Origin of the sequence: Flavobacterium sp., assembly GCF_028689845.1 — a bacterium.
Taxonomy (GTDB): domain Bacteria; phylum Bacteroidota; class Bacteroidia; order Flavobacteriales; family Flavobacteriaceae; genus Flavobacterium.
On the sequence record NZ_JAQVCH010000050.1, the window covers coordinates 1 to 11,710 of the forward strand.

General features: G+C 33.6%; 11 protein-coding genes. 3 read left to right on the top strand and 8 right to left on the bottom strand.

Translation table 11 applies throughout. The features are described from left to right. Positions 1-215: 215 nt before the first annotated feature. The 3 genes from PHR76_RS12710 to PHR76_RS12720 form a co-directional block, all read right to left on the bottom strand. Complete coding sequence (locus tag PHR76_RS12710) at positions 216-713, bottom strand: hypothetical protein (protein WP_300063398.1); 498 nt, start codon at positions 711-713, stop codon at positions 216-218. Positions 714-799: 86 nt separating this feature from the next. After that, positions 800-1,651, bottom strand: coding sequence for a hypothetical protein (locus PHR76_RS12715; RefSeq protein WP_300063401.1), 852 nt, complete (start codon positions 1,649-1,651; stop codon positions 800-802). Between the two features lie 231 nt (positions 1,652-1,882). Then, positions 1,883-2,182, bottom strand: coding sequence for a hypothetical protein (locus tag PHR76_RS12720; protein ID WP_300063404.1), 300 nt, complete (start codon positions 2,180-2,182; stop codon positions 1,883-1,885). 396 nt (positions 2,183-2,578) lie between these two features. Here PHR76_RS12720 and PHR76_RS12725 point away from each other — a divergent pair, with 396 nt between their 5' ends. Then, on the top strand, positions 2,579-3,217 hold the full coding sequence (locus PHR76_RS12725; RefSeq protein WP_300063406.1) for a hemolysin III family protein: 639 nt from the start codon (positions 2,579-2,581) through the stop codon (positions 3,215-3,217). A 58-nt stretch (positions 3,218-3,275) separates the two neighbouring features. Here the strand turns inward: PHR76_RS12725 and PHR76_RS12730 are convergent, their stop codons facing one another. Beyond that, positions 3,276-4,040 carry an NYN domain-containing protein gene (locus tag PHR76_RS12730; protein WP_300063409.1) on the bottom strand — a complete coding sequence of 255 codons (765 nt, stop codon included), beginning with the start codon at positions 4,038-4,040 and terminating at the stop codon, positions 3,276-3,278. Positions 4,041-4,216: 176 nt separating this feature from the next. Here PHR76_RS12730 and PHR76_RS12735 point away from each other — a divergent pair, with 176 nt between their 5' ends. Then, positions 4,217-5,476 carry a pyridoxal phosphate-dependent aminotransferase family protein gene (locus tag PHR76_RS12735; protein WP_300063412.1) on the top strand — a complete coding sequence of 420 codons (1,260 nt, stop codon included), beginning with the start codon at positions 4,217-4,219 and terminating at the stop codon, positions 5,474-5,476. A 423-nt stretch (positions 5,477-5,899) separates the two neighbouring features. Here PHR76_RS12735 and PHR76_RS12740 read toward each other — a convergent pair whose 3' ends face one another. Genes PHR76_RS12740 through PHR76_RS12755 form a run of 4 tightly spaced genes read right to left on the bottom strand, consistent with a single transcriptional unit; the run spans position 5,900 to position 9,860 of the window. After that, positions 5,900-7,060, bottom strand: coding sequence for an ABC transporter permease (locus PHR76_RS12740; RefSeq protein WP_300063414.1), 1,161 nt, complete (start codon positions 7,058-7,060; stop codon positions 5,900-5,902). 7 nt (positions 7,061-7,067) lie between these two features. Then, a complete protein-coding gene (locus PHR76_RS12745) occupies positions 7,068-8,024 on the bottom strand; it encodes a biotin/lipoyl-binding protein (RefSeq protein WP_300063417.1) in 957 nt (318 codons plus the stop codon). A 13-nt stretch (positions 8,025-8,037) separates the two neighbouring features. Continuing rightward, a complete protein-coding gene (locus PHR76_RS12750) occupies positions 8,038-9,420 on the bottom strand; it encodes a TolC family protein (protein WP_300063420.1) in 1,383 nt (460 codons plus the stop codon). Then, a complete protein-coding gene (locus PHR76_RS12755; protein WP_300063423.1) occupies positions 9,417-9,860 on the bottom strand; it encodes a MarR family transcriptional regulator in 444 nt (147 codons plus the stop codon). Before PHR76_RS12755 ends, PHR76_RS12750 begins: the two co-directional genes overlap by 4 nt. A 430-nt stretch (positions 9,861-10,290) precedes the next feature. On the opposite strand from PHR76_RS12755, the gene PHR76_RS12760 reads away from it, so the two are divergent. Then, positions 10,291-11,710: hypothetical protein (locus PHR76_RS12760; protein ID WP_300063426.1), on the top strand; the 1,420-nt coding region annotated here is incomplete at its 3' end.

Genomic DNA, 11,710 nt, shown 5'->3' on the forward strand with positions numbered 1-11,710 from the left:
AGAGCAATTGAGATTTTTTTGATGCCTGATTTTGAAAATTGACAAAAAAATAAAATCAAACAACTGATTTTCAGTTAAATAAAAAACAAAAAAGTTCGATTTTAATTTTTATCGGACATTAATGAAATAAAAATAAAAATAATGTGAGATTTAACTTCATTATAATAGAAATTTAAATAGGTATAGCTTTTGTATTAGGCAGTTAGCACCTATTTTTATAATCTCATTCCCATTCGATATAACCATTGTTTTACGGCACTCATTTCTAGTTTACCGGCTTGTTTAATTGTGATTGCCTCTTTTAGTTCGTTATAATTAGAATAAAACATACTGGATATATGGTCTTCTAATTTTCCGTTTTTGATGAGCCATAGAGCTTCAAAACTTTCAGTCTCGGTTTCTTCCTCTACCGTTTTAGTATAATCATAATAGGAAAACAATCTTTCTTTTTTTAGGAAGGGAAAGAGTTGGTTTTTAAATAAGATGCTATCTTTTTTAATGGTAATTTGTTTGATTATGGTAAGCGAATATAAGGCTACAGCGGCTAAAAGGATACAAGTGATTCCGATTATTATTGAACCGCTTTCTTTCCAATAGGCTTCTGTCAAGGGATTGTTTTCTGCAGTGATAAATACGGCTCCAATTAAGATAACCACTAAAAGATTAACAAGTAGAAGGATGACTAAAGAACCACGTTTGAAATTGGAGACCATGATTTTTTGGTGATTTAAAGATTCTTTTGTTTTGTAATTCTTTTGATTTTTAAAATTAATGGATTTTGTGGGAGTAGAGTGAATTTTTACTCATTTAATTTAGTTTCCATTAAATTTAGATTTTTAGTATATTGATTCTCAGATTTAGACCATTTTTCCGCCTCGATTTTCCACTTTTTAAATTTATCCTTATCTTTTGTTTTATAATATTCGTAAGCTAAATTATAGGCAGTTTCTTGAATAAAAGTTTGATTGGTACAAATTTCTTTCATTTTTATGTATGTTTCTGCGGCTTTTTCAAAATTCATCATTTTTGTATAGGTATATGCCAATTCTTTATGTGTGTAACAGTCATTAGGATTTTCTTCAATTGCTTTTTTTAATGCTATTTCTGCTTTATCGAATTTTGCTAACGCATTATAGGAAAACGCCAACTCGGTTTGTAAACCCTTAAATTTTGGGTTAATTTTAGCTGCTTTTTCTAAAAAAGTTAATGCCTTTTCACACTCACTCCAACCATTGTAAAGATAACCCCAACGGTATAGTTGTTCAATAGAATTTTCATTTGTTTTGTAAGACTTTAACCAATTTGGTGTTTTTTCAATTTTTAAATCTTGAAATTGTGATTCCGGAATTTCTGCAATTGCAATTCTGTTTGGTTCTAATCTTACTTTCATAAAACCAATTTCGTTGTTAGTTTCAGATTCTAATCTTTTAAAACTACCATTCTTATCAATTTTAAATTTCCCTTCGTAGTTTAAGGTTAAGCCTGCTTGTGCATCAATATAAATAAATCCAAAAGTATATGTGCTGTCTTTTTCCATTTGGTAGGCTACCCATTTATCCTCACATTCAACATTTCGTTTGTCAAATGTTAATGAATTTTGAGCGTTTATAGTAATTGAAAAAAGTATAAATAAGATTAAAAAATTTTTCATCGTTTGTTATTTGGATTAGACTTATGAAAAAGTAAATATACATAATTCTTTTTCTTTTTTTATTAGTATAACTCGACTGTAATAAATAATTTGAATAGAAAAAGGAAAAACTTTTGGAAAGAAAATCTCATGAAGAGTTTAAATATAAAAATTAAAGATGGAACTATCTTGAAGTTGATATTTTTTAGAATCTTTCGCCGTAAAGATTCGGGTGTAAAAAACTGATATTATTTATTTTCTTGCTTCTCTGCCTTGGTATTTGTTATCTATAAATAATAGAAAATTCGACATATTTAGGATGTCATAATTTCCATCAATTTGAGTTATCTCGTATAGTATTTGGTTTTTATTTTTTATTGGATTTTCCCAAGAAATTATAATAAAATCGGGTTGACTATTTTTTACAGTTTGTACATCACTTCCAATCTCAATTGTCTCTGTCCATTCTAACATAGCATTATAATTATTTTTACAACTAATAAAAAAAGTAAAATAAATTAACACACTTAAAATTAATAATTTTTTTTTCATACAGTTTTAATATGGTTAAACTTAAAAAATAGATTATTTCAAACCCAAAGTTAATTAGAAATTTTTATAATTTAAGTCAGATTTTTACTTATAACATTAAATTTTTGTTTTTTCATAACCATTTTTATTTCCATAATTAATAATGACTCTTTAAAATCCATATCTTTTTAATAATAGCTTCCGATTTTGTCTTAAAAAAATAAAATTTATAGGTGACAATTCCTTAAATTTTAGTAAATCGTCAACAAAAAATTCATCATAAATTTTAGCCTTTTCTAATGATTTATTTTTAATAGATTATGCTAGATTTTAGAATAAGTCCTTTTTAAATTCTTTACAATTCGATTATCTTTGAAGATGAATTTTAAAAAGCACGCAATTATTTCTTTAAAATAGATGAAATCTAAACGAATACAAAACCAGAAAGAGGAATTTTATAATGCCTTAACCCATGTGTTGGGAATTGCTTTCTGTCTGCTAGCGATGCCATTTTTGCTTTACAAAACCTATCAAAAATTAGATATTACGCTTTTTATTTCGGTATTTATCTTTGGTTTTGGCATGTTATTGGTTTACACTTTTTCCTCTTTATACCATGCTGTAAAAACAGAAAGAGCCAAAGATTTATTGCAAATTGGAGATCATATTAGTATTTATTTTTTAATTGCGGGAACGTATACACCTTTGATGGTAAGGTATTTAAATACACAAACAGCCATGCTTTTTTTAGCAGTAATGTGGACAATTGTAGCGATTGGCGTAGTTTTTAAGCTTTTTTTTACTAAACGTTTTAAACTGTTTTCGGTTCTGCTTTATTTAGCTTTAGGTTGGATGATTGTTTTTGTTATTGAACCATTATCCATTTCGATGCCCTTTGTTGTTTTTAAATGGATTTTGATAGGTGGAATTAGTTATTCCTTAGGCGTTTATTTCTATATAAAAGATGACCGTCCTTATTTTCATTCAATTTGGCATCTTTTTGTGTTGTTTGGAACAGTCGCTCATTATGTTGCCGTTTATTTGAGTTTAGCCTAATCTTTTTTCCAATACAAATAAAAACGCCTATTCAAAAAGTTGTGTTTTATTATTTGGTTTATTTCAACTTTACATAGACATGTTTTATCCCTTTTTTATCTGATTCACGTTCGTCAATATCAATAAAATTGGTAAGTGATTTCATGAGGGGTGTAAGTTTTGTAAAACCATAATTACGAGGGTCAAATTCAGGTTTTTTCTTAACTATTAAATTCCCAACATCGCCCAAAAATGCCCAGCCGTCATCTTCTGCAATATCTTCAATGCTCGATTCGATGATATCGATGGTGTCGACATCTATTTTAGATAAGGATGTTTTTTCTTCTTTTTTACGTTCTTCGGGAATAGTAAAAGTTTTTGTTTTTTTCTTTTTTGCTCCGTCAATTACTTCAATATAAATAAATCGGTCACAAGCGACAATAAACGGATTCGGTGTTTTTTTTTCACCAATTCCAATCACTTTCATGCCTGATTCGCGTAAGCGTGTGGCTAATCTTGTAAAATCACTATCACTCGAAACCAAGCAAAAACCATCAACTTTTGCAGAATATAAAATATCCATGGCATCAATAATCATCGCCGAATCGGTTGCATTTTTTCCAGTTGTATAACCGTATTGTTGAATAGGCGTGATGGCATGTTCTAGTAAAACACTTTTCCAACCTTTATCGGGCAATTTAGTCCAATCGCCATAAATTCTTTTGGTAGTAGGTGTTCCATATTTGGCAATTTCTTCCATCATTCCTTTCACATTGCTAAACGGAACATTATCGGCGTCAATTAATACGGCCAATTTTAAATCATTTCGATCCAATAAACTCATTTTGTATTATTTTTCAATTCAAATATAGCTTATTTCCAAAAATTATATGAAAATAAACGACTTTAAATTTAAAGAATTAGAAAATCTGTAAAAATATCCAGTAATCAATTCTTGATTTATTATGAACTAAAAGAAGAAATTTGTACTTTTGTCGCGTTTTTTAACACATACAAAACATGGTAAAAGATTTATTCGAAAGAATTCAAAACAATAAAGGTCCGTTAGGAAAATGGGCTTCGCAAGCAGAAGGTTACTTTGTGTTCCCTAAACTAGAAGGTGAATTAGGACCGCACATGCAGTTTCAAGGAAAAGATATTTTAAATTGGAGTATCAATGATTATCTTGGATTAGCAAATCATCCAGAAGTTAGAAAAGCAGATGCAGATGCAGCATTACAATATGGTGCGGCTTACCCAATGGGTGCTCGAATGATGAGTGGTCACACGGATGTTCACGAGCAATTAGAAGAAGAATTAGCCGCTTTTGTTCAGAAAGAATCGGCTTATTTACTAAATTTTGGTTACCAAGGAATCATGTCTTGTATTGATGCATTGGTGACTAAAAACGATATTATTGTTTATGATGTAGATGCTCACGCTTGTATCATTGATGGCGTTCGTTTACACATGGGAAAACGTTTCACCTATCGTCATAATGATATTGAAAGCATGGAAAAAAACCTGCAACGGGCTACTAAAATGGCTACGGAAACAGGTGGTGGAATTTTATTCATTACCGAAGGTGTGTTTGGAATGCGTGGTCAACAAGGGAAATTAAAAGAAATTGTGGCCATGAAAGAAAAATATAACTTCCGTTTATTGGTTGACGATGCTCACGGATTTGGTACTTTAGGAAAAACAGGTGCTGGAGCAGGTGAGGAGCAAGGTTGTCAAGACGGAATTGATGTTTACTTTTCAACATTTGCTAAATCAATGGCAAGTATCGGAGCTTTCTTAGCCGCAGACAAAGACATAATCGACTATTTAAAATACAACTTACGTTCGCAAATGTTTGCTAAATCGTTACCAATGATTCAAACCGTTGGGGCTTTAAAACGATTAGAGTTACTGCGAAATCACCCCGAATTAAAAGATAAATTATGGGTAAACGTAAACGCCTTACAATCAGGTTTACGAGCTAGAAACTTTAATATTGGCGATACCAATACCTGTGTCACACCAGTATATTTAGAAGGAAGCGTTCCAGAAGCCATGGTGATGGTAAACGATTTAAGAGAAAACTACGGTGTTTTTCTTTCCATCGTGATTTATCCAGTAATTCCAAAAGGAATTATTTTGTTGCGAATGATTCCAACTTCTTCTCACACTCTAGAAGATATTGAGGTTACTTTAACCGCTTTTGAAGCCATCCGTGAGAAATTAGTAAACGGAACCTATAAAAAGATTGCAGATGCCACTAAAGTGGACGTTTCTTAGTTTAAAAGCAAGTTAAAATAAAGAGTTATAGATTAAACCGCTTCTGAAAAGGAGCGGTTTAATTTTTTTATATTTAAAAAAAATAATAAACAACCCCATTTCTTTCACAACAATGCCCTCTTCGATTAAACAACAGAGGCCATTGATTGAACAACAGATGCCTTTGAAGACTAAAGAGACACCTCATTTTTAATACTACTATAATATTAAAAGAAAATACAGATTAATCTATTTTATAAAATCTTATATTTACTATATTCGTGGTGAATTAGTAAATAAGTTATATAAACTTGCGTATGTTTACTAGTTAGTGGCAATGGCAGAACAACCGTACCCCTGAAATTAAACGGCTGAAAAATAACAACCTGACACAGAAAAAAATAATAAAAATCTACCACACAGGATTTTTTTGCAGTACAAAATTCAACCTTGCTTCAACACCTTTTTCCTTTTAAAATACAAAGCTACATAAGACAAAACCGCACAAACAAGTCCAATCCAAATCATAGCCCAAATTGCACCCGAACATTGGGACAAAGTTCCTTCTTCAATAAGCAGAATTCGGAATGCCTGTAAGAAATGTGTAAGCGGAATCACGTTTGCAACAGCCACAACCCAATCGGGCATTTGCGAAAGCGGCCACGTAAATCCACTCAAAATAAAACTCGGAGTGGCTATTACCATCAATATTTCGGTTGCTTTGAGCTGACTCGGAATCAATATGCTTACCAATATCCCGATAAAACATACCGACAACACGAAAATTCCCGCTACAAAGGTCAAAGCACCTAGATTTTCATAAAACGGAATCCTGAACCAAAACGTAAACAGATAATACAAGATCCAAATACCGAAGCTCATTATCAGATACGGAATTATCTTAATTGCCATTATTTTGAGTAGGGATTTGTTTTCCGAAACCAAAGTTCTGAACGTTCCGTTTTCGAATTCCGAGGCAAACGACAAAGCCAAGCCTAACAGCAAAACCTGTTGCAAAACCGTAGCCAAAATGCCGGGCCACAAAAAGTACATATAGTTCGTGCTTCGGTTGTATTTTTTGATAAACGTGGTTTTGAACGGCTCATATTGCGACATAGCCACACTTTCGGGCATTCCCTGTTTTTTGAGGGCTTCAATCTGAACTCCCGCTTTGAATGTTCCTAAACAAACCTGAATGGCTGTCGAAGCATAATTGGCAGTCAAAACATTCGAAGTATTCACAATCGTAAGCACTTCGGGATATTTTTTGGTCATTACGTGTTTCTCAAAATCTTTCGGAATAATCACAACCGCAGGAATGTTATCGTTTTCAGCTACGATTTTAGCCAAATCGTTTTGGTCGTATCGGATAAAAGCCACATTCAGAACCTCGTTGTCATTCATCATTTCGATGGCTTTTCGGCTCATCTGACTTTGGTCTTCATCAACCACCACAACAGGCAAATCGGTAACTTTTCCTTTCTGATAAACAAAGCCTAAAAGTATTCCGTACATAATCGGAGCCCCGATAAAAAGCAACCGAAGCACACTGTTATCCCAAAACAACCGGAATTCCCTTTTTATAAGCAAAAAAAAGTTTTTCATTTGATTTTTATTTTAACAGTTCTAAAGTAACCGTAGTTTTCGTAAACAAATCTTTAGCTTGTTCTACATCAATCGGACTGATTTTTATCTCAAAAAGACTCTCCTGAATTTCGTAATCGGGATAAGCCGTTGCAATATTTGCATAAGCTCCCAAAGCCTTAACCGAAGTTATTTTTCCCTTAACCTGACTTTTGTTATAGACTATATTGACGGTTACTTCCTGTCCTTTCTGAACTTTTGAAAGTCGGCTTTCGGGAATCGTAAAACGGAAATAAGTCGATTCCGAAATCGTTCCGCTAATCAAGGTATAACCGGGAAGTGCCAGCTCCCCTGCTTTAAGCGTAATGGACTCTACCGTCATATCCTGCGGAGCAATGATATACCGCTCGGAATCCGCAACCGAAACTTCCTGTAAAGCTCCCAAAGCCCTTTCCTGCTGTCCCAATGCCATTTTTTGCTGTTCGATTCTTGCTCCGTATTTCACGTCCGAAATTTCAGCCTGAACAGCCAGATACTGCGATTGAGCCCCCTGATATTTAGCGAAAGCCTCATCATACATCTGTTGGGAAACCAACGAATCTTTAAGCATATTTGACAATCGGTTAATGGATTTTTGAGCCAGTTCGTACTGTTCTTTGAGTGCTTTTTGTTTGGCTTCTAGCTGTTTGAGCTGATTGTCCGTAGCTCCTTTCAAAGTCATATCATATTGGGCTTTTGCCGACTGAACCGATCCTTCAGCCTGACTTTTTTTGGCATCGACTTCGGGAATGTCCAAAATAGCAAGCGTATCGCCTTTTCTCACAAAATCTCCTTCCTGAATACGGATTTCAATGATTTTTCCCGGAATTTTCGATACGATTCCGATTTGCTCCCTTTCGATTTTTCCCTGAATAACCTCGGTTTTCGGCTTACCACAACCGACAGCGGAAATCACTACAACTAATAATAAATATATCTTTTTCATTACTTTTGATAATTTAGTTTAGAATGGTTTTGGTTAATTCTCCTGTTACGGAAAGTGTTTCTAAAGCGGACAGCCTTTGCTCTACTAAAATCTGAATTTTATTGGCTGATACTTTAAACAAATCGTTCTCCGCTTCCAATCTTTCGGAAATGTTGATAAGCCCTTCCTGATATTGCCTTACAGCCATATTCAGATTGTTTGAAGCCACTTTTTCCTGCTCCAGACCGATTTGGTATTTCTGATTCTGAATCCTGTAATTCGCCAGGTTATTTTCCAAAAGCAAAGCAAATTTCTCCTTGGTATCGTCTAATTGATTTTGCACCTGTTCCGCATTTATCTTGGCTTCGTGGATTTTGTGCTTACGTTCAAATCCGCTGAAAATTTCCCATTTCATCGAAAGCCCTACCATCCAATTCGGACTCATCGTAAATTCGTTAATTCTTCCGTAAAGTCGGGAATTGACCATTGGAATTTCAGGTGTAATCATCGTAGCGTCAAAAAGGCTCATATAAGTAACACCTCCGAATGCTCCCAAAACGGGAAGATAGCCTCCTTTTTCTTTCTTGACCATATAATCGGAAGCCTTCTTGAATGATTCCAAGGCTTTTAGCTCTTGTTTGTTTTCAACCGATAAATCTTCCGAAATCATATAAGGAGCAAGTAAATATTCTACTTCTTTGATTTGGTTTTCGGAATATCCCGTGAGGTAATTTATTTTTTGGTAAAGGACTTTTCGTTTTCCCTGAAGTTCTATTTTTTTGGATTGTAATTCGAGATTCGCCAATTTGATTTTGTCCCTGTCATACGGAATGGCAAGTCCTTCTTCGATAGCCCTTTCTACTCTTTTGGTTTCTGTAGCCATGCGTTTTTCGCTGTCATTCAGTAATTTTTCGACTTCGTTCAGCAAATGGACCTGGTCAAACGAATGAATCACTTCTTTAATTAAATTTTCTTTTTCAGCCTCGGAAAGATAAGCTGTTCCGATTCGTTTTTGCTCCAAAGCCTTTGCTCCGTTTTCAATCTGAAAACCACTAAACAAAACCGTTTTTGCCATCAGGCTACCCATCAATAAGTTTCCGTAACTGTCAAACGATTGCTTTCCGTCAAAAACCGGCTGATTGATAACCGGAATGTTCCCTGTTGGTAAATCGAGCGTTATGTTCGTATCGAAATACATATAATTTGCCGAACCTTCTACTTTCGGAATGTATTTGTTCCAAACACTTTTCTTTTCCGTACTGATTTTTTCCACTTCCAAATCTTTGTTTCGGATAGAAGCGTTTTTGTCGATTGCTTTCTGAATTGCTTCCTGCAAAGACGGACTCATATCAATTTGAGCCTTTCCTTCAAGAGCCAAAAGGCAGGCAAGTATAAGCAGTAATTTTTTAATTTTCATTTTAACTCTAAATTTTGATATATTTTATGAAACACTTCTTTTACTGTCACTATATTTTCTACACTGATTCCTTTTATGGATTCTTCGACGGTAGCATTGACAAGATTAACAACTTTTTCCTGTATTTGCTTTCCTTTTTTTGTCAGAAAAATCAAATTAGACCTTCTGTCATTTACATCGGGCTTTCGTCTGACCAAACCGTCTTTTTCCATATTGTCAATCAAACGGGTTACGCTTGGTCTGTCCCGAAAGCTCTTGTCTGCCAAATACTGTTGCGAGCAACCGTCATTTTCCCACAAAACAGCCAAAATAGACCATTGTTCCTTGGTTAATTCTACTCCGTTCTGTCTGAAATTCTTATTCAAAACACGATTAAATGCCTGTGGTGTCCTGCCCGTAAGCAGATTGTAAAAATCCTGATATTCTAAAATTGATTGCATAAACAATTGTTGTTATGACAACAAAATTAAAAAATATTTTTATACTGAAAATATTTTTTGAAAAAATTAACATTTCGAGAAAATGCAAAAGTTTTTTAATCTTTTGATTTATAGATAAATATATCAAATAAAGAGTAAACAAAAAGCCACAGCCACTAACAAGGGTTTTGCAAGAGAGCGGGTTAAGTGCTAAATTCAACTTTTGTGCTTCTATTCCGCAAAAACCATTTTTTATTTGCTTGAAAAGTGTAAATTAGCAAATAAAAAAATGGTTTTGCTACGTTGGTGCTAAATTGAAAGTTTGTGCTTTCTAATCCTCTCCCTCGCAAAGCCCCGAACCGTTGTGCGTCATTTTACAGCAGAATCGGAGAATTCAAGAGCCTATTATAACAATAATAAAAAGCCAATATTAACTTTAAAACAAATCAAAATGTTTCAAATGCAACCAATCCAAACAGTTCAAACTATTAATGACTTAATATTATTTAATCCTGAAATCGGACCGAATGATTGGCCAGAACAGTCAGAGAAAACTACGGTTTTTGTTCAAGGATATTATCGTGCGGGAGATGGTGGCGGTGGAATTTTCATCTACAGAAGATATTCAGGTTTAGGATCAACAATCCCATCTGCTGACAATGGGATATTCATTAATTGTACATCAACTGCAGGAGACGCAAACATTAGAGGTATTTGGATGAGAAATTTTAGTGGATATATTGATGTACGTTATTATGGCGCAATTGGAGCTAGTCAAAATGATACAGTTAAAATACAAAATGCTATTAACTATGCAAGAGACAGTTATGAAAATGTTAATACAAGATTGTATGGTCACACAAATAGTAATACAGTCTTTTTACCAAATGAAGCGTATGTTGTTGAAAAATTAATTATGTACAGTGGAGTCAGATTGATAGGAGCATCTATGAGAAACACCACTATAGTTTCTGTAGACGATAATAATGAATTTTTAGTTGTTCTCGGCGGAGAACTTGTTCGTGATATACAAATTAGAGACATAACATTTTATGGTAATGCCAGAAATACAGAATGGAATAAAGCAGGAAATGACACAATAAGACATAAAGGATGCTTTGGCTTCGTTGCTGATAGAAATGGCTGTAAAGGAATTTGGGAATCCACTTTTAAAAACATAAGTATAAGTTTATTTACAGGAGACGGAATCAGATTTCAAGGTTCGACCGAAGAAAATGATTGGAGTATGCCTATGCAGTTTATTACAATGGAAGGAGTACAAGTAGAAAGTGTAGGACAATTAAAAATAGAACATCCTGAATTTGTCAATAATTATCATGCTTTAAATTTATCCGGATTATGTGGACAATTCTCCTTCACTAACTGTAGATTTGATGGTAGTTCATTCCCAGACAACCCCAATGATCCTTCATATTTTTTCACAACAAATAATGTCTTTATAGGAACCGTTCCAAATATTCCAATAGTGAATCCTATTTTATTACCACATCCTGGTATAATAACATTTAACACTTGTACATTCCAAATGGGTGCAACTGGTATTCTAATAGAATCTAGTAATAATATTAAAATCGACAGCTGTTGGTTTGAAAGATTTGAAAGAGCAATAATCTCAAAAGGACGATTTTCTACATCAAAATCAATCAACATTTTAAATAGTAGTTTTGGTTTTTGTGCAGGAAACTATGGGGGATATCCTGATAATACTGGTAGAGTAATTATTGCACAAAATTCTCAACTAAATGTTCATAATAATTATGTTATAGATCCTCTACAAGAGGAAAATACTTTGTTTATAGCAGTTGATACTGAAATTATTGATGGTATAGAAGTACCCGCAAGAAATTTAG

What these genes read in the sequence shown, in the direction of transcription:
- PHR76_RS12710 (WP_300063398.1), bottom strand. Translation starts at nt 713, where the DNA reads ATGGTCTCCAATTTCAAACGTGGTTCTTTAGTCATCCTTCTACTTGTT.
- PHR76_RS12715 (WP_300063401.1), bottom strand. Translation starts at nt 1,651, where the DNA reads ATGAAAAATTTTTTAATCTTATTTATACTTTTTTCAATTACTATAAAC.
- PHR76_RS12720 (WP_300063404.1), bottom strand. Translation starts at nt 2,182, where the DNA reads ATGAAAAAAAAATTATTAATTTTAAGTGTGTTAATTTATTTTACTTTT.
- PHR76_RS12725 (WP_300063406.1), top strand. Translation starts at nt 2,579, where the DNA reads ATGAAATCTAAACGAATACAAAACCAGAAAGAGGAATTTTATAATGCC.
- PHR76_RS12730 (WP_300063409.1), bottom strand. Translation starts at nt 4,040, where the DNA reads ATGAGTTTATTGGATCGAAATGATTTAAAATTGGCCGTATTAATTGAC.
- PHR76_RS12735 (WP_300063412.1), top strand. Translation starts at nt 4,217, where the DNA reads ATGGTAAAAGATTTATTCGAAAGAATTCAAAACAATAAAGGTCCGTTA.
- PHR76_RS12740 (WP_300063414.1), bottom strand. Translation starts at nt 7,060, where the DNA reads ATGAAAAACTTTTTTTTGCTTATAAAAAGGGAATTCCGGTTGTTTTGG.
- PHR76_RS12745 (WP_300063417.1), bottom strand. Translation starts at nt 8,024, where the DNA reads ATGAAAAAGATATATTTATTATTAGTTGTAGTGATTTCCGCTGTCGGT.
- PHR76_RS12750 (WP_300063420.1), bottom strand. Translation starts at nt 9,420, where the DNA reads ATGAAAATTAAAAAATTACTGCTTATACTTGCCTGCCTTTTGGCTCTT.
- PHR76_RS12755 (WP_300063423.1), bottom strand. Translation starts at nt 9,860, where the DNA reads ATGCAATCAATTTTAGAATATCAGGATTTTTACAATCTGCTTACGGGC.